Source organism: Sphingomonas sp. UYP23 (assembly GCF_054059235.1).
The window spans coordinates 4,334,307-4,352,132 of the sequence record NZ_JBSSBX010000001.1 but is presented as its reverse complement, the minus strand read 5'-3'; the positions used below and the strand labels follow the sequence as shown (position 1 = coordinate 4,352,132).

Genomic DNA, 17,826 nt, shown 5'->3' with positions numbered 1-17,826 from the left:
CCATGCCGATGCTGACGATCTGGAATGACCTGACGGCTGAGGAGTTGCGGCGGCTGGCGCGGCGCGAATGCGATGCGCGGGTTGGGCGGCGGATGTTAACGATCGCCAACGCCCTCGATGGCATGAACCGCGCGACGGCAGCCAGGCTGGCGGGCATGGAGCGGCAGACGCTACGCGACTGGGTGATCCGGTATAACGAGTGCGGTGTGCCGGGTCTTGGCGATCGCTGGGGTGCAGGCCGGCCGACGGCGGTGGACGATGGGCAATTGGCGGTGGTGAAGGCCGCGATCCTGCAGGCGGCCAGCCGGTCCGGCGATGCGAAACCCGCGTTGCGGATCGTCGATGTCGCAGCCTCGATCGAGGAGTGGACGGGTGTGAACTATAGCATCTCAGGCGCGCACCCACTCATGCAGACGATGGGCTTGTCGTATCAAAAGACCCGACCCAGCCACCCCAAGGCCGACCCGAAGGCACGTGAGCGTTTTAAAAAGTCTCCCGGCCGAGCTGAAGCGATCGAGCGTGAATGCGCGAACGGCTTTACCGTGGAGCTATGGTTCCAGGATGAGGCCCGCGTCGGCCAAATCGGCCGTACCGGACGCGTCTGGTACGATCGCGGCGTCCGCCCACGCGGCCTCCGCGCCATGCGCCACGATGCAGCCTGGATCTTAGGCGCAATCTGCCCGGAGCGCGATACCGGTGTCTCGCTCGGGTAGTGCCCCTGGGGGTGGTGTAGGAACACCGATCCTCGGTCAGGCCAAGGATGTCAGGCTGCCAGTGCTGGCAGGCTGATGCTTGAGTTATCGCTCAACGCGCCGATCGTTTCCAGCGTCATGTAACGGCGCGATACCGACCACTCATCGTTCTGCTCGAGCATGAGCGCGCCGACGAGGCGGATGACCGCGGCGGTGTTGGGGAAGATACCGATGACATCGGCCCTGCGCTTGATCTCCTTGTTGACGCGCTCGAGCGGGTTGGTGGACGAGATCTGCGCTCAGTGCTCCTTGGGGAACGCCATGCAGGCGAGCACCTCCTCGCGTGAGCCGTCCATCATGATGGCGAGCTTTTCGTATCGTTCACGCAGGGCATCGGCGACATGGTGCCACTGCTCGTGGGCGGCCTCGGCGCTCTCCTGGGCGAAGATGGTCTTGAGCAAGGCAACGACGGCGGGACGCTGCTCGGGGCCGACATGGGCCAGCGGATTGCGCATCCAATGCACCCGACAGCGTTGCTGCGTCACATGGAATACCTTGCCTGCGGCGCTGCGCAGCCCTTTGTGATCGTCGGAGATGACGAGCTTCACCCCGCGCAGTCCGCGATCGGCGAGCGAGCGCAAGAAGCTCTTCCAGAAGGGTTCCGCCTCCGACGGACCGCTCGCGACGCCGAGGACTTCGCGCTTGCCGAGCGTGTTGACGCCGACCGCCACTATCACCGCGGTCGAGACGATCCGGCCGCCCTCGCGCTCCTTCAGGTACGTGGCGTCGATCCACAGATACGGCCATTGGCCTTCAATCGGGCGGTTGAGGAAGGCGTTCACGCGCTCGTCGATCTCGATGATCAGCCGGCTGACCTGGCTCTTTGAGACGCCGGTCCCGCCCATCGCCTTCACCAAATTGTCGACCGAGCGCGTCGAAATCCCTTGGATATACGCCTCTTGGATCACCGCCACCAAAGCCTTCTCCGCAGTACGACGCGGCTCCAGGAAGCTCGGGAAATAACTGCCCTTCAGTAAGCGGGGATCGCCAGCTCGATCCGCCCGGCACGCGTGTCCCAGTCGCGCTCGCGGTAGCCATTGCGGTGGTTCAGGCGATCGGCTGAGCGGGTGCCTGCAGGCGCGCCCGTATTCGCCTCAATCTCGATGTCCATCATGCGCTCCGCGGCAAACCCCAGCATCCCGCGCACCAGATCCGCATCCGCCTCTTGCTCGACCAGCTCGAGCAAAGCCATCTTGGCATCATTCATCGTCGTCTTCTCCAGGTTCGAGTTCGCATCCGAACCCTACCGAAGATCGGCGATGGCTACCCTATCTGGGCGCCGTTCCTACACCACCCCGTGGGGCACTACCTCTCGCTCGTCCTGCCCGAGGCAACCGTGCCAGCCATGCAGGCGCTGATCGACGAACTCGCGAGCCAGTTGCCCGGCGACCGCCATGCCGTGCTCGTCATGGATCGCGCCGGCTGGGACATCGCCGCCAAACTCACCTGGCCCGAACCATCACGCCGCTGCACCTGCCGTCCTACAGCCCCGAACTCAATCTGATCGAGCGGGTCTGGCTGTATCTACGCGAGCGCTTCCTCAGCCACCGCCTGTTCGCCACCGTCGACGCCATCGTCGATGCATGCTGCGACGCCTGGAATGCCCTGCTGCCGAAACGGGACGCGTCCAAGCTTCGGTTGCTACGGCTATCTATGACCGGTCAGTCTTTCGTGGAAAGGGTATTATGCAGATTCTGCCGCAGCAGTGTGATGATCGTGTCGCATATGTTCGGGGCCTTTGTAACGCTTGCCATTGGGATGGCATGTCGAGCGCTTTGCGCACCGGCTACGAAGTAGATCGCGCCCGGTCGCTCGATGGTCCGCAGAGCCAGTGTGTCTGCGAGCACGGATTGGAACTCAATGCTGTAGAGATGTTCATCGAATGCCGCCTAGCTGACCCGGCTTTTGGTGAGGTGAAAAAAGTTGGGGTTCGCAACGTTTGGGTAACGTTGAGGTAGAGATTACCCGGCCGCCGCCGCTCACCCCTCGCCATCAGCGCGGTAATCGCCTTAAAGGCTTTGGTGTCGACCGGATCGAGACGATATTGCGCAACGATCAGAAAAAAAGGGTCGTATTGTATTCGGTCATCTCCGGTTCCTCTAAATTGGCAATGTCGGAATGCTGTACAGCAAGTCGGGAGATATTAAGCTGCTGCCAACCGCATCGGGCCGACGGTGAAGGCCGCCAATTCCTCGACCGACTTAAAGCTCAGGACGCTGACCTTCAGCGCGCGCAGCAGCGCGGTCATCGCGTTGCGGTCGTCCGCATTCGGCTCGACGATCAGGATGAAGCTTTTCGCTGGGGCACTTGACACCAAAACCGGCGCTGTTTGTGGTGCGACCGGGTTCGGCGGCGCGCGCTCGTCCTCCACGAAGATATAGCCGCGGCCCGGAATGGTCTTGATGCGATCGCGTTCGGCCCCAAGTGCCTTGCGCAACACGCCCATTTGGAACCGTAAGTTACTCTCGTCGACGAAGATGGAGGGCCAAACTTCGCGGACAATCTCGTCCTTGGTGACGAGTCTTCCACGCGAACGGAGCAGGACGACCAAAAGATCGAAGGCCCGGCTGCCAAGCACCACTTCCGACCCGCCGAGTTTGAGAGCACGGGCGCCAGGACAAACCGAATAGTTGCCAAAGCATATCAATTTACTCTCCGACACGCATGTCGGCTCATCGCCATGCCGCTCTGTTGAAGTTACCCCGTCGAGGACGTCGCTTTCGATCACTGCCTGATCCATCTGCCTTCTCCTACCTGTGAAGCTAAAGATGGCCGAAGAGGTGAAGCGTGGAAAGTCCGGCGGGAGGACGTCGCGCTTACACTTTCGTGGGTGCTCCTTATCGCAAGATGTTCAAGTCGCTAAGGGGCGGCTAGGCATAAGTTTTTAAAAAGACATACCTTTTCTTTCCGCAGTGATGTGAGTGGGCAGGTATAGGTGCAATCCAACACCGGTTGTGGTATATTTCGATAGCCCGTTCGGGGGGGCTAAGCGACACCATGGCGACATCTTATACAATGTGGTGACGAAGGCGGGCGAAAAGGGGCGTGATGCTGGGTGGGCGGATCCTGACTGCGGTTCTGACCATGGTCGCGCTGTCCTGCGCCACGCCCGCGATGTCACTGGATCCCGCTCTTTCAATCTCTCAATACAAGCATACGCGATGGACGGTCGATGACGGCTCGCCCGCACCGATCAGTGTCCTGGCGCAAGACCAGAGTGGTTTTCTCTGGATCGGAGCGCGCGACGGCTTGTTCCGCTTTGACGGAATAAGCTTCGAGAAGATCCTTCCGCAAAAACAGATTGGCGATCGGCGCTGGGTGACCGCATTAATGGTCGCCCGCGACGGGAGCATCTGGGTTGGCTATGCTGAAGGCGGCATTGCGCGATACGTGGGAGGTTGCCTGCGCGATGCGGGATTGCTCAACCCAACACAAAACGTCCAGCAACTGATCCAGACGCGCGACGGCGCAATCTGGGGTTTACTCGGCCGAAGCGAAAAGCCGCTGGTGCGCTTTACAAATGGGCGCTGGGTAGATGTCGGGCCAGAATCGGGGCTACCCGCCCAACAGGGCTTCGGGCTTCTTGTCGCGCGTGATGGAACATTGTGGTTCAGCGCCTCGAAGGCCGTGTACTTTCTGCCCCCCGGATCACACCGGTTTCAACAAAGTACAGTTCAGCCAGTTGGCAATGGGGCATTGTCGGAAGATCGAGGCGGCAATATTTGGCTTGACGATCAGGTCAGTGCTAAAGTGATCAACGCGGCATCATCGACGGCCAATCCCTACCCCGTACCCGCTGGCCAGCGCGGTCGCAGGGCGATTTTCGACCGCGACGGCAATCTGTGGGGCAGCTCGGACAGCGGTGTTTTCAAAATCCGATTGCCGGACCCGCGGGGTGAGCGGACCGCGGCGGCTGCGGCTGCGAAAGTCGATCGGTTGGACGCCCTCGCATCGCTAACATCGGATTCGTCTAAGACCGTCTTTGAAGATCGCGAAGGTGTCATCTGGGTTGCTACAAAGTTAGGGCTGGACCGCTTCCGAAAGGTGTCGATCGTTACCGAACCTACGCTGGTAAAGGTTCCACAGTGGGGGGACGTGCTGCTCGCGGCTGCGAATGGCGACGTGTTCTTTGGCCAAGATGACGGCGTCTTTCGGGCAAGGCCCCGCCGGAAGCCGGAACGAATACTCGCCGGCGCCGGGGATACAGAGGCGATGTGCCAAGCCCCTGACGGAACGATCTGGATGATCATGCAGCGTTCTATCGTTCGGTTCCGTGGGAGCATCGCGGGGGAGATTGGAAAACCCGCGACGCGGCAGGCGATCATCGATTGCGCGGTCGGCAGGGACGGCACGCTATTTCTGACGGCAGGCGAAGGACTTTATCAACGGGTGAATGACGAATGGCGTCTTCACAGCGTGACGCAGGACGACCAGACTGGCGGTGCTATGCCAATCGTCACGCTGCGCAATGGCAAGCTTTTAACGTATATATCTAGTCAGTCTCTGCGAACTTTTGATCCACCGCGCTTCACCGACACCGTGCTGGCTCGGGCTGCCGCTCTACGCCAACTCCGTACTATCCAAGAAGAGCCCGATGCAATCTTTTTGGGAGGCGGTTTCGGGCTTGCCCGCTGGCGTGAAGGTCGCATCAACTTTCTAAGCGGAAGCCGTCAGCCCGCAGTTGACCACACAACCGGCGTGGTGAGGACGCCCCAAGGTGATACTTGGATAGTTTCGCGTTCCGGAATCAGCCGCTTCGCGACCTCCGATCTCGACCGCGCGTTCGACCGGCCCGGCTATCTGCCGCGCGCGATCACCTATGATTTTCGTGACGGGCTGGCCGGGATCGCACATATCTATGGCAAGCGCGATGCGGTCCGCGGGGGCGACGGTCGACTGTGGTTCGCCACCACCTCTGGTACGGTATGGATCGATCCGTTGCGGTTGCCCCGCAATCTGCTCCCGCCGCCCGTCGTCATCACCATGCTTAACGCCGATGGAATAGCCCACCGCGATCCGAAAACGTTCGTCGCAAAACCTGGAACGCGGAGAATCGCGATCGATTTTAACGCACTGAGTTTGGCCATACCTGAGCGCGTTCGCGTTCGGTATCGACTTGAGGGCGTAGAGGATCGCTGGATCGACTCGGGGTCCGTGCGGCGCGCCTATTACTCTAACCTTCGTCCTGGAAATTACCGTTTTCGCGTTATCGCCGCAAACGAGGACGGCATCTGGAACCGGACCGGCGCAACTTTGGTGTTGACCGTCCGGCCCACCTTTTTTCAATCAGCATATTTTCTTGCCCTTTGTAGCGCGGCTTGCCTGCTGCTGCTATGGACCGCTTATTCGCTGCGCGCGCGCCAATTGACGTCACGCGTGCGCGATCGGCTGGAGACCCAGCTATCAGAGCGCGAGCGGATCGCCCGGGAGCTGCACGATACGCTTCTGCAGGGGTTTCAGGAGTTAGGTCTGCGTTTTCAATCGGTCGCCAATCGGATGCCGTCAGACAGCGCGTTGAAAGGGTCAATCGTAGAAGCACTCGAGGATGCGGAGAGCGTCCTGACCGAAGGTCGCAGCCGCGTGAGCGGCCTCCGCGGGACGCGAGACGACGCAGATCTTGCAGTCGAGATTGCGGAGGCTGCAGCAAAGCTGGGAGGCGACCCAATAGTCCCCATTTCAGTCACAGTGGAGGGCCAAGCCCGGCCGCTGATTCCGCTGGCCCGCGAGGAATTGTTGTGGATCGCCGTGGAGGCCATTCGCAACGCCGTTCAACATTCGGGCTGCAAGCGAATTGATGTTGTGCTGCTTTATGATCGACAATTGCAACTGGCCGTCAGGGACAACGGTCGGGGTTTAATGGAAGAGGTGGCCGCCGCCGGGGCGCTTCCCGGCCATTTCGGCTTGGTCGGCATGCGGGAGCGCGCAACACGGGCGTGCGGAAAGTTCACCCTTCTCAGTCTCCCGGGAGCCGGGACCGAGATTTACGTCACAGTGCCTGGGCGATTGGCCTATTCCGTTTCTCGGTCTAGGGAATAGCTCATTATGTCTACTTTGCCGCAACCCCGCCTTATCCGTGTCATGACGGTTGATGACCATCCCGCGCTGCGCGATGGCGTGGCGACGATGCTTGAGCACGAGCCGGATATGACGGTGGTTGCCGAGGCAGCAGATGGGGCGGAGGCAATCACTGCCTTCGAGGCGGCAAAACCTGACATAACGCTTATCGACCTCCAGATGCCAGTCATGAATGGGCTGGAAGCAATCATTCGGATCCGCGCCATTGCCCCTATGGCCCGGATCATCGTACTTACGACTTATGCTGGCGACGTCCAGGCGGTACAGGCGCTGAAGGCGGGCGCGGCGAGCTACTTGCTGAAAAGCACGCTACGGCGCGAACTGCTGGACGCAATCCGCGCGGTCCATGCCGGAAGACGCTACCTGCCCCCCGACATCGCGCAAGAGATAGCGCTCCACTCGGCCGACGATGTGCTGACACAGCGCGAAGTCAGCGTCCTGCAACTCGTCGCGCAAGGCAAATCGAACAAGGTGATCGCGTGGGAGCTGTCGATCTCCGACGATACGGTGAAGGCGCATCTACGCAGCATCTTTGCAAAACTCGACGTCAACGACCGGACCCATGCGGTCACGGTGGCGCTGCGACGCGGGGCGATCCAGCTCCGCTGACTGAGTGCCGTGCGGCGCTCGCGTTATCATATGGCTTCTAACGACAGCTACCTTCGGCAGGCGGTGCGGCAACCCTACATCACGCGTAGCGGCGCGCGCATCGACAGCGCCAAACCATAGGAAATTGAGCATGCACGATCGTCTCAGGGGCAAAGTCGCCGTTATCACCGGGGCGTCAAGCGGCATCGGCCTGGCTAGCGCTAAGGTTTTCGCCGACGAAGGCGCTACAGTCTTCATCACCGGGCGCCGGCAGGGCGTGCTCGACCAAGCAGCCAAGGAGATCGGTCGCGGCGCAATCGGCGTCCAGACCGACTCCGCCAATCTCGATGAACTCGACCTGCTCTACGATAAGGTGCGCAAGGAAGCGGGCCGGATCGACATCCTGTTCGCCAACGCTGGTGGCGGCGGTTTGCTGCCGCTCGGCGAGATCACCGAGGAGCAGGTCGACGACACGTTTGGCCGCAACGTCAAGGGCGTGATTTTCACCGTGCAGAAGGCGCTGCCGCTGATGGGGAAAGGCGGCTCGATCATCCTGACCGGCTCGACTGCCGGGTCCAGGGGCACGGCGGCGTTCAGCGTTTATTCTGCATCGAAGGCCGCCGTCCGCAACCTGGCGCGCAGCTGGGCGGTCGATTTGAAAGGGACCGGCATCCGTGTGAACGTGGTGAGCCCGGGCCCGGTGCGCACGCCCGGGCTGATCGGGCTGGCCGGCGACGACGCCGCGCGTCAGCAGGATTTGCTCGATCATTTCGCCACCTTCATCCCGCTGGGCCGGGTAGGTGAAGCCGAGGAAATTGCCAAGGTTGCGCTCTTCCTCGCCTCAGACGATGCAAGCTTCGTGAACGGCTCCGAGCTGTTCGCGGATGGCGGGACGGCGCAAGTCTGACCCGCGGGTGCCCGGCTGTGTTCGCCCCCCGCAGCCGGGCGCCCATTACCATCGAAATGGGAAGCTAAGGACACGGTGGAGAGTGAATGATGGTAAACATCCATGCTCGGTCGGCCGCAGCAGCAGCGGCTTTGTTCTGTGGCGCTGTGGCGATTGCGGGATCGCGCGCGCCGACCATTGCGTCGCCCGTTTACGGCGTAAGCATTCCTGCGGGGTATCGCCTGTGGCAGGTCGCCGGCGTCGCGCACGAAGCGGACGGTCTCAATGATATCCGGGTCATTCTCGGCAACGACATAGCCATGAAGGGCTTTCGTAGCGGACACAGGCCGTTTCCCGACGGCGCGATCATCGCGCGCGTCGCGTGGAAACTGGTCCCGTCGGCGCGCAACGACGCGATCTTCGGCAAACCCCAGTCCTTCATCGCCGGCGATCCGACCAACGTACAGATCGTGGCCAAGGACAATCGGAAATATGCCGCAACGGGCGGGTGGGGCTATGGCCAGTTCGAAAATGGCAACGCCAATCCCGACGCTGCGCTCATCAAGACTTGCTTTGCTTGCCACGCCCGATTGCCGGCCGCCGACGATTTCATCTTTACGTCCTATGCCCGCTGATCGACGTGGCAATGCCATGTCAGCATTCGACCGAATCCATCTTACTGATATCGGCGCACGTCAAGGACGGGTTTCATAACGCTGGGCAAGCGAAGCGTGATGACGGTGCCGACGCACAGCTTGCTTTCGAGCTCCGCCACGCCGCCGGCCGCCCGCGCGAACTCGGCCACCATGGCCAAGCCGAGCCCCGAACCCTCGCCGGCCGCGCGCGTCGTGAACTTCGGCTCGAAAGCCCGGGCTGCGATTTCGGGCGACATACCGCAACCGGTATCGGCGATCCGCAGGACGGCTAGCGGCAGGCCTTCGAGTGCGTCGATCTCCCGCACGGCGGTGATCAGGATGCGGCCGCCGCCCGGCATCGCCCGGCGTGCGTTGACGACAATGTTCAGGATCGCGTCGGCAAGCGCGTCGGGATCGCACAGCACGTCCGGCACGTCATCATGCACACGGTAATCGATCAGGATGTTCGAAGCGGATGCCAGCAGCGCTAGCTCGGGCAGAGCGGCCAGCCGCTCTGCGATCGACACCCGGCACGTGGTATCGGTGCGCTCCGGGGTCGTATCGACGAGCCTTCGGCTCAGGCGGCCGGCGCGATCTAATGCCAATCGTGCGAAGCCAAAGACTTCGTTAAGCGCGCTCGAGGCATCTGCGTGGATCGCTCGGTGAATAAGGTTGAGCGCGCTCTCGATCACCTGGAGCTGATTGCACAGATCGTGGGCCGTTTTCGCGGTCGCGCCACGGTCTTCGCGCCGCGCGTGCGCGCTTGAAGGCTGCGCGCTGATTTCGGCCCGTTCGCTCATCTCTGTTCTCGCCGATCGCTTGGAAATAATTACTGGCTATCCCGCTGGGTCGGGGTCCGCGAATTAGATTACATTAGCTGAAGCTAGGGGGTGCCGCTGGGGCTCCAACTGGTTCAGATGACGAGGGCGCCGCCTATGCCTGTCTGCCATCATTCATGTCGCGGAGCGCAGCGGCAACCTGGGTGACCCGCGCGCCTTGGAAACGGGCAACGGCAAGGTCGGTGGGTGACGGGGCCTTCGCGGTGTTGGAGGATACTGACGACGCGCCATAGGGCGTTCCCGCCTCGAACAGGATAGGGTCGGCATAGCCGGTCGGCACGATGATCATGCCGAGATGCGCGGCCGGCGCGTAGAGCGACAGAATCGTCGTCTCGTTGCCTCCGTGCGTGGTGGACGACGATGCGAAGGCCGATGCGGCCTTGCCGTTGAGGCGGCCTTGGAACCACAGTCCACCGAGGCTGTCGATGTACGCCTTGAGCTCGGCGGCCGGCGCGCCGAAGCGGCTCGGCGATCCAAAGATGATTGCATCCGCCCATACCGCATCGGCCTCGCTGGGTGCCTCATAGCGCTTGTTCATTGCTTCAGCGGCCTCGCGCCAGCCCGGCGAGCGCGCCATAACGTCGTCGGCGACAAATTCGCGGGCGCGACGCAAGCGAACATCCGCGCCCGTCTCCAGGGCACCGAGCGCCACATCATTGGCCAGCGCTTCGGTGACGCCGGTGCGGGAGTAGAATACCACGAGAACCCGTGGGGTGACATGTTCAGACATCGCAAATCCTCCGGTAACGGGGAGTCAACAAGCACGCTGGCCTCGGATGCGGGGCCAGCACCACTCGTCAGCGTTCCTCGGCGGCGCGCTCGATCATCTTGGCGACTTCGTGCGGATGCGAGATCATCACGACGTGCGAGGCACCGGCGACTTGCACCGCCTCGCGAGCCTTGGCCCGCTTGGCCATGAAGGCGTGCAGCGCCGCCGGGATGTTGCGATCGAGTGACCCCCACATGAACCAGGACGGCACACTGGCCCAAGAAAACGCAGCGACGGGTTCGCCCAGCGCCTCTTGCGTCACGGGACGCTGATTGACCGCCATGGGAACGGCGTCTGCCTGCGGCACGTCGGCGGCGAATTGCTTCCAGTAGCGCGCCTGATCGATATACAGGTCGTGTGTGCCGTCCGACAGCAGCACCGGCGGCGCAAGCGTTTCGCCTAGCGTGCCGGTGGGGAACCGGGTGCTGAGCGACACGCCACTTTCACCGACTTCGGGCGCATAGCCTGCGATGAACACCAGCGCCTTCACGTTGTGCACATCGGCGGCGGCGACCGAAATGACTTCGCCGCCATAGGAATGGCCGACCAGCACGACCGGCCCTTTGACGCTCTTGACGAGCGTCGCGATATAATTGGCATCGCCCTTCACGCTGCGTAGCGGATTGGCCGCAGCGATGACCGGATAACCGTCGCGCTTGAGATCAGTGATCACGCCGTTCCAGCTCGAGGCCCCCGCAAAGGCTCCATGAACAAGCACGATAGTGGGCTTTGGTGCAGGGGCTTGCTCGCGTGCCACCGCAGGGCCGGTCGATGCCATCGCGAGCGCGGCGATAAAGGACGTTGTCATAAGGCAGAAGCGCATCGGTCATTCCTTCAATCGGTGAAGCTGGGCGCCGGAACTGACGTTCAGCGTCGGCCTCCCCGATATGGATGCGAAGGCTGGCAAGGTCTCGTTAGAGCATGTGAGCCAATGGCATATCGCGTCGGGAAGTGCTGGGAGCGATGCGTCCCGGATATAGCCGATAGACCCTCTTCAGGTTCATGCCCTTACCCTCTGGCTGAGCAGGATCGCCAGGCGCCGATAGCCGAACCGGCGACGCTCGTTCGCGATCTCACGCATCCGCTCGCGGACAGCATCGTCCTTCCCGCGAAGCGGCTCATATTGCCATGCCGACCGGTTGACCCCGATCAGCCTGCAGGCGCGACGCTCAGAGAAGCCGTGATCGGCCATCAGCTTCCTCACCGCAGTGTAGCGCTCTGCAGACCGGGTCAGTTTTTTCCCAGCAGATCCTTCAGTGCCGACACGTCCAGCATCGACTCCGCCAGCAGCTTTTTCAGCCGCCGGTTCTCGTCTTCCAACGCTCGCAACCGTGCCGCGTCGGACACCGTCAGCCCGCCGTACTTCGACTTCCAGTTGTAAAAGGTCGCAGCGCTGATCCCGTGCTTCCAGCACAGATCGGACGTCTTCACGCCCGCCTCATGCTCGCGCAGCACACCTATGATCTAATCTTCAGTAAATCGGCTTCGCCGCATCACTCGTCTCCATCTGACGAGCTAACTTACCAATGGCGTTATATTACTTCTGATGAGCAGGTCAGCGTCCAAAAAGTAGGACCTATCCAGTTTCAATACCACACTGATTTGGCGCGATTTACGTTGGCATTCTATCGCTAAATAAGCGCCGCTCGGGATCCCGCTTGACCCTATTTATCACAAATCTTCCAAGGCCTTACCGGCAACACTGCAGGGACCCCGCTTTGGACGCCGATCCACACCAGTCCGCATCGGATCCACACCCCGGGGGGCGACGGATGAACTCTCGGGCCTGATGTCGCGCAGAAGACGCGCGCGCTACAGGTCTGGCTGTCATGTTCCTCGGACGCCACGCATCCATCAGAACGCCAATAGGACGTTGCCTGTCTTCGTTGCCGCACCTACCGCGGAGATGGCGTCGCCAAGCGCATCCGCATTGAAGATGCTGTGGTCGGCGAACAATTCTGGCATCTGGAGACCGATGTCGATTGCAGTCTGCTGGTCCGCGACCTGATCTTCAGGCGTCGTGTCTTGTGCCCATGTGCCAATCGTCACACCCACAAGAGAAAGCCCCTTAGCCGAAAACAGAGTTAGATCCGCCGGCGCGTCTCCCAGCAGCCCGTAGGAAACCATGCGGCCGTGCATTGCAAGGAGGCTTCCAATCTCCCCAACCATCGCGCCGCCGACTCCATCCAGCACTAGCGGAATGTGGTTGTCCGATGCATCGCGCACTTGAGATTGCCAACCGGATAAGCCGGTGTCGATGATCTGCCCGCCGGGAAGTTTATCAATAAGCCGCGCCGCGCTTCTCGAAGATCGGACAAGACGGATCGGCGCTATTCCCTCCTTCAGTGCAAGTACCGTCAAAAGCATGCCGACCGCCGATGACGCTCCGGTTTGAACGATATGGCGCGGCTTTGCGGGAAGCCCACTCAGCGCCGTCCGCAACACGTGGCGCGCAATGATCGTGTTGATGAGGACCTGAGTCGCGAGCTCGTAGGTCAGTTCATCGGGCAACGCGACCAACGCGTTAGCCGGCACAACCGCGTAGGTTTGCCACGCACCCGGCGCAAAGAACGCTACCCGTGCACCAACTACCAGTCCAACGCCCTGAAGCGCTCCTGGCGCGGCATCAACGATTACCCCGGCCGCTTCAAGCCCCGGAACGCTTGCGTCCGGCATGAGCTCGGTCGGGTCAGAATACTTGGCGGCCACAAGCTGCAGGTCGCCGGGATGGATCATGCTGCGCACGACGCGGACTAAAACCTCACCTTCTTCCAGCGACCTTGTACGAACATCCTCTTCGACTTTTAGGACGGTATGAGGATCTCCATATCGGTAGTGGACAATACGACGACCCCGCTCAAACGTGGGTGCGGACATTCCGATCTCCTTTGCTTTAATTGTGAAATGAGAAGAATTTTGACGCGCGACAAGATGCCGGAAGTATTGGATGACCGGCTCTCATGCCTCATGCCGGCTATAGCGATACCTTCTATGCCCGAGACGAAGTGCATTTTGGCCCCAAGTTCGACGATCATGATGGCCAAGAGATAGGCTCAGCTGACACTATTGCCCTGCCGCCAAAGGCGGCTAACGGCAGCGCTACCGGCCGAGAAAATCTGTTGAGCCGCTCGCGGCGATTGATACATCCTGCGTTTCGAAGAGCCTGCTGGCCAGGTCGATCATCACCTCGTCGGCAGCATCGAGACCGCCCCGCGCCCACGCCGCCAGGATGCGCTTTGTACCGGCATACGCTTGAGTGGGTCCGTGCCCCAGTCGCACAGAAAGCGCGTCGGCCTGTTGCCCCAAAGAATTGCGGTCTGCAACTGTCAGAACGCCAAGCTTTGCCAGATCGGATGCAGGGATGGTTTCAGAGAGCAGGACGGATCTGCTGGCGGCAGCTATACCAATTCGCGCCGCGAGGCGCTGGGCTCCTCCCGCTAGGGGCAGAACGCCGTAATCGGCCTCCAGAAAACGGAATTGCGCATCGTCGGCGGCGATCAGAAAATCGCACCGCAGTGCGAGCTCGAACCCTCCTCCCATCGCCCTACCTTGCACAACAGCAATGGTGGGAACGGGCAGTCGCTCTATGGTTTCGTACGTCTGATTGATCGTTCGAATGAGCGCGCGGATCTGTGCCTTATCCTTGTTGGCAAAGAGATCCGGATGACCCCCGCCGCAAAAATCCGAGCCAGTCGCACGAAGGGTCACCACCCTCGCGTCGCTATCGCCTGCATCCGCCGCTGCTTGGGCTAGATCGCTTACAAACGCCTGGTCGATCAAATTATAGGCGCCATTATCGATTGTAATGCTGCCAACTTCGCCGGACGACGAGAAATTTACGACAGGCATAAAAACCTCCGATTTATATACCGCGAGCGGCGTTTCCGAGCGCCTAGCTGTTCTTCTTCAATTGCTACTTCGACAAGTGAGATATTATAAGATCTCGCAAATCATCCGGAAAAGGATGTAACGAATCCGGCTTTTTAGTCATGTGCTAGTCGACGGCCCGCTTTAGCGCGGTTTGCCACGGATCTGAACTTGCCCCTGCCTGACGTCTCCCTTGGCTGATAGGAATCGATCAGCAGAGGGATATTTGCATGAAGGACGGAGTGAGGGCGCGCTACACGCTTGAGTTCAAACAGGAAGCAGTGCGGTTGGTGCGGGGCGGAGAGACGCTGGCGTCAGCGGCGCGGACGCTGGGCTAGCTGCCTCGCTCGGAGCGGGGTCTCGCTTTGGGCGCCGATCCACAGCCAGCACCGGCGTCTTGCCGCGCCTAACGCTATGCGATGGGCCCCGTACCGGTGCAGCCGGATTTGTTGGAACGATCTGGCCCGTAACCAGCCAGTCGAACATATGCCGTACGCCGGCAAGGCGCTGCTTGACGGTCGGCACGCTCACCTCGCGCCCAACCTGCTCCACTCACGCCGCGATATGCATCGGCTGAACGCCTTTGATCGACGCCACGCCTTGTGCATCGCACCAGTCTAAAAGTTCGCCGGCCGCGCGCGCATAGCCGGTTGCGCGAACAAAAGCCTTGATCGACGATCCCGTGCTAAGCAGTACGCGGATCGTCTCATCGGCATCCTGACGCCGCTTGAAGCCTTCTTATTGCCGCCGCTCGGCACAGGTGAGGGGTTCTGCATCGGGTTGCGCTGCTGCGAGTGCCTGACGGATGGCACGCATGGATTTACGGACAGCGTCGAGGAACGCCTGGCTCGCGTTCTCCATCAAATGCCAACGATCGGCAATCTGTAGGGCGCCTGGCAAGGCACGCGCAGCCGCATGCCGGTAGCCGCCACCGCGATCACGCGAGACGATACGAACCTCTGATCGGGCCCTGAGCCACGCTTCCACGGTGTCGACGCCGCGATTGGGAGCAGATCGACAATGCATCGGCGCTCAAGATCGCAGACGACCGTTCCATATCGCTGCCCCGCTTCCATGCCCAGTCTTCAATGCCAATGATCGTTGGCTTTACTTGAGCGTGGACGGCAGCAGTTCGGGCAGATCGAAACCGGCGAGCGGGATCGCCCCGTGATCAATATCTGCCCGGCCGCGATCTCAACTTTGTCGACCACTAACCCTGCCGGGGCGATAGATTTTCGAAAACCTTTCCATCCATGGCGATATCCTCCTTCGGAGAACTCGCTTGTATCGACGCGCTTGCACCAAAAGTGAGTCAGAGCCCTGCGTCGACGCCTATCCACACGAATGGACCGCATAAACGAAAGCGCAGGCGCCACGATCAACCTCGGTGGCGAGCATCTTGACGGTAACGATTCACCGCGCTTGCAACTTTCTGGCGAGGTTCTAATCTTGATGTCGCGGTGGCGATTGCCAGCGTCGAGGCGTGAGAACCTCGCTTGAGTAGCGGATACCGTACTGCGATGCAGCCGGGTGGCCGACGCATATGTCCAGGTCGCTTGCGACTAAAAGCGTCGGCGCGTGTCTCAAGCATGTTCTCAACACCCGGCTTCTGCCGGCTTCGCCTCGCTTTCAGGCGGAACCATCATGCGTAAACTTCCCTGCAGCAGAACTTTCGCATCGCCCATGCGATCGGCCGGCGGGCAGGTGATCTCGTGCGAGTGAAATATGAGGCGGCTGCCGCCACCACGGTATCTATATTGTCGGAGGCCGACCCGATCCCGCCCGATGATCGGGCGGCGGAACCGCGTAGGGCAACTTCGTCGCTCGAGGCGCTTTATCGGTCGCAGGCGCCACGACTGCTCCGATTCTTCGCGCGTAAGTCCGATCGCCAAGATGCCGGCGATCTTTTGCAAGAATGCTTCGTCCGGCTCGCATATTCAGAACAGGTCCGAAGCGCCCCGCCGGATCAGCCGGAAGCCTATCTAACTCAGATCGCTACCAATATCCTTCGCAATCGGGCGCGGACGGCTTTTCATCGGTCGATTGCCCACTACGAGGTCGATGACGCTCTTATTCCTCTGCCGATCGATCCAATCGAGACGCTTGAAGCGCGCGACATGCTAAATAGACTACAGGCCGCTATGCTCAGGCTCGGCCCGAAGACTCGCGAGATTTTTATGGCTCATCGCTTAGACGGCGCGACGTACGTCGAGATTGCCGAGAGGACTGGCCTGAGCGTCAAGGGCGTAGAGTGGCATATGTCAAAAGCGCTTACCCATATCCACCGCACCTTGGGCTCGCATCTATGATCGATGAGGGCGGCGATCTTCACGCGACCCGTGCGGAAGAAGCTTTGTCGTGGCTCAATCGACTAAGGTCGTCGCGGAATCTTGACGATCAGGCGGCGTTTGAAGCGTGGTTCGGCGCCGATCCTGCGAATGCCGACGCCTATGAGACTGCGCTTGCCCGCTGGGACGAGATGGCACGCGTCGCAACAACGCCAATAGGCAAGTCCCGACAGCATTTTTATGCGGTCACTAGACGACGTCAGCACGGCTATGCGATGCTTGCGGCGGCGGCGGTGGCCCTATTTGCTCTTCTTGGTGTCGGCGGACTATCTGGGGATTCTGGCACCGTATCTGCAGCTTATGCTAGTCGGCTCGGCGAAATCCGTACCGTGAGGCTGCCAGACGGGTCGCGTGTAACGCTCGACACCGACACCGTCCTGACGGCCGCCTTCACGGCAGGCAAGCGTCATTTACTTCTGGTTCGCGGAAGAGCCCGCTTTGACGTTGTAAAAGACCCAAGCCGTCCCTTCGTCATACGCGCGGGCCTGAACTCGGTGACTGCTACCGGCACCGTGTTCGACGTCGGCGTGTTCCCAGGCAGCGTTTCCGTGGTCTCGCTTAGCGGTTCCGTCGATGTTCGCAGCGTTGGTCAGGCGTTGTTAAGACATATTGCCGCAGGGCAGAGTGTAACGATATCGCCGACCACCGACATCAACCGACTGTCAGAAACCGCGGATTTGCGATGGGTAAGTGGCATGTTGTCGTTTGAAAACGCGCGACTTTCTGACGTGATCGAAGCATCCAACCGATATACCGCAAAAAAGATCATCACGTCGGATCCTAAGATCCAAAGCTTGCCCTTCACGGGCACATTCCGCCCGAAAGAGACCGATGCGCTGGCACGCATGCTAGCTACGACGTTCCGTCTTTCACTGACCCGAGATGATCGCGACAACTATGTGCTGGTAAGCGGCGGTTCCTAACTTGATCCTCGGTTGAATAAATTCCCAGGGGATCGGTTGCCTTGGGTGTCAACGCCCCTGAACGATGCCGAATTCGGTGCATCGCCAAAAGGGGATCATCTGTGGGGGAATTCCGATTTGCACTGGCGGCAGCGTCTACGTCGC

General features: G+C 60.8%; 18 protein-coding genes and 2 pseudogenes. 9 read left to right on the top strand and 11 right to left on the bottom strand.

The features are described from left to right. The first annotated feature begins 2 nt into the window (after positions 1 to 2). Positions 3 to 713, top strand: coding sequence for an IS630 family transposase (locus ACVWYO_RS21465; protein WP_457354302.1), 711 nt, complete (start codon positions 3 to 5; stop codon positions 711 to 713). Between the two features lie 50 nt (positions 714 to 763). Here the strand turns inward: ACVWYO_RS21465 and ACVWYO_RS21460 are convergent. Then, positions 764 to 1,959 (bottom strand): annotated as a pseudogene (locus ACVWYO_RS21460) (IS256 family transposase). Between the two features lie 90 nt (positions 1,960 to 2,049). On the opposite strand from ACVWYO_RS21460, the gene ACVWYO_RS21455 reads away from it, so the two are divergent. Beyond that, a complete protein-coding gene (locus tag ACVWYO_RS21455; RefSeq protein WP_457354300.1) occupies positions 2,050 to 2,256 on the top strand; it encodes a hypothetical protein in 207 nt (68 codons plus the stop codon). Beyond that, positions 2,175 to 2,549, top strand: a complete 375-nt coding sequence (locus tag ACVWYO_RS21450; RefSeq protein ID WP_457355094.1) for a transposase — start codon at positions 2,175 to 2,177, stop codon at positions 2,547 to 2,549. The genes ACVWYO_RS21455 and ACVWYO_RS21450 overlap by 82 nt, the downstream gene beginning before the upstream one ends. 346 nt (positions 2,550 to 2,895) lie before the next feature. On the opposite strand, the gene ACVWYO_RS21445 is transcribed toward ACVWYO_RS21450, so the two are convergent. Then, positions 2,896 to 3,492, bottom strand: coding sequence for a winged helix-turn-helix domain-containing protein (locus ACVWYO_RS21445; RefSeq protein ID WP_457354298.1), 597 nt, complete (start codon positions 3,490 to 3,492; stop codon positions 2,896 to 2,898). 344 nt (positions 3,493 to 3,836) lie between these two features. Here ACVWYO_RS21445 and ACVWYO_RS21440 point away from each other — a divergent pair, with 344 nt between their 5' ends. The 4 genes from ACVWYO_RS21440 to ACVWYO_RS21425 all read left to right on the top strand — a co-directional run bounded on the left by ACVWYO_RS21440 (position 3,837) and on the right by ACVWYO_RS21425 (position 8,936). Continuing rightward, the gene (locus ACVWYO_RS21440) at positions 3,837 to 6,788 is read left to right on the top strand and encodes a triple tyrosine motif-containing protein (protein WP_457354297.1); all 2,952 of its coding nucleotides are present in this window, start codon (positions 3,837 to 3,839) and stop codon (positions 6,786 to 6,788) included. Between the two features lie 42 nt (positions 6,789 to 6,830). Continuing rightward, entirely contained in the window at positions 6,831 to 7,436 is a 606-nt protein-coding gene (locus ACVWYO_RS21435) for a response regulator (protein ID WP_457354296.1), read from the top strand. 130 nt (positions 7,437 to 7,566) lie between these two features. Continuing rightward, positions 7,567 to 8,322, top strand: coding sequence for an SDR family NAD(P)-dependent oxidoreductase (locus tag ACVWYO_RS21430; RefSeq protein ID WP_457354295.1), 756 nt, complete (start codon positions 7,567 to 7,569; stop codon positions 8,320 to 8,322). A gap of 89 nt (positions 8,323 to 8,411) precedes the next feature. Then, entirely contained in the window at positions 8,412 to 8,936 is a 525-nt protein-coding gene (locus ACVWYO_RS21425) for a cytochrome P460 family protein (protein ID WP_457354293.1), read from the top strand. Positions 8,937 to 8,977: 41 nt separating this feature from the next. On the opposite strand, the gene ACVWYO_RS21420 is transcribed toward ACVWYO_RS21425, so the two are convergent. The 9 genes and pseudogenes from ACVWYO_RS21420 to ACVWYO_RS21380 form a co-directional block, all read right to left on the bottom strand. Then, positions 8,978 to 9,736 (bottom strand): sensor histidine kinase, encoded by a 759-nt coding sequence (locus tag ACVWYO_RS21420; RefSeq protein ID WP_457354292.1) that lies wholly within the window; start codon positions 9,734 to 9,736, stop codon positions 8,978 to 8,980. Between the two features lie 133 nt (positions 9,737 to 9,869). Next, positions 9,870 to 10,505, bottom strand: a complete 636-nt coding sequence (gene wrbA / locus ACVWYO_RS21415) for an NAD(P)H:quinone oxidoreductase (protein ID WP_457354290.1) — start codon at positions 10,503 to 10,505, stop codon at positions 9,870 to 9,872. Positions 10,506 to 10,572: 67 nt separating this feature from the next. Further along, positions 10,573 to 11,367, bottom strand: a complete 795-nt coding sequence (locus ACVWYO_RS21410) for an alpha/beta fold hydrolase (RefSeq protein WP_457354288.1) — start codon at positions 11,365 to 11,367, stop codon at positions 10,573 to 10,575. 177 nt (positions 11,368 to 11,544) lie between these two features. Further along, a complete protein-coding gene (locus ACVWYO_RS21405) occupies positions 11,545 to 11,736 on the bottom strand; it encodes a hypothetical protein (RefSeq protein ID WP_457354286.1) in 192 nt (63 codons plus the stop codon). A gap of 38 nt (positions 11,737 to 11,774) precedes the next feature. Beyond that, entirely contained in the window at positions 11,775 to 11,999 is a 225-nt protein-coding gene (locus tag ACVWYO_RS21400) for a transposase (RefSeq protein ID WP_457354284.1), read from the bottom strand. 399 nt (positions 12,000 to 12,398) lie between these two features. After that, positions 12,399 to 13,421: an alcohol dehydrogenase catalytic domain-containing protein gene (locus ACVWYO_RS21395; protein ID WP_457354282.1), complete on the bottom strand. Its 1,023-nt coding sequence runs from the start codon at positions 13,419 to 13,421 to the stop codon at positions 12,399 to 12,401. Between the two features lie 222 nt (positions 13,422 to 13,643). Then, positions 13,644 to 14,393, bottom strand: coding sequence for an enoyl-CoA hydratase/isomerase family protein (locus ACVWYO_RS21390; RefSeq protein ID WP_457354280.1), 750 nt, complete (start codon positions 14,391 to 14,393; stop codon positions 13,644 to 13,646). Between the two features lie 393 nt (positions 14,394 to 14,786). After that, positions 14,787 to 15,056, bottom strand: a pseudogene (locus ACVWYO_RS21385) (tyrosine-type recombinase/integrase); the annotation flags it as partial. 93 nt (positions 15,057 to 15,149) lie between these two features. Continuing rightward, entirely contained in the window at positions 15,150 to 15,437 is a 288-nt protein-coding gene (locus tag ACVWYO_RS21380) for a transposase (protein WP_457354278.1), read from the bottom strand. A gap of 692 nt (positions 15,438 to 16,129) precedes the next feature. On the opposite strand from ACVWYO_RS21380, the gene ACVWYO_RS21375 reads away from it, so the two are divergent. Together ACVWYO_RS21375 and ACVWYO_RS21370 are read left to right on the top strand one after the other, a co-directional pair. After that, the gene (locus tag ACVWYO_RS21375) at positions 16,130 to 16,720 is read left to right on the top strand and encodes an RNA polymerase sigma factor (RefSeq protein ID WP_457354276.1); all 591 of its coding nucleotides are present in this window, start codon (positions 16,130 to 16,132) and stop codon (positions 16,718 to 16,720) included. Next, positions 16,717 to 17,682 carry a FecR family protein gene (locus tag ACVWYO_RS21370; RefSeq protein ID WP_457354274.1) on the top strand — a complete coding sequence of 322 codons (966 nt, stop codon included), beginning with the start codon at positions 16,717 to 16,719 and terminating at the stop codon, positions 17,680 to 17,682. Before ACVWYO_RS21375 ends, ACVWYO_RS21370 begins: the two co-directional genes overlap by 4 nt. Positions 17,683 to 17,826: the final 144 nt, after the last annotated feature.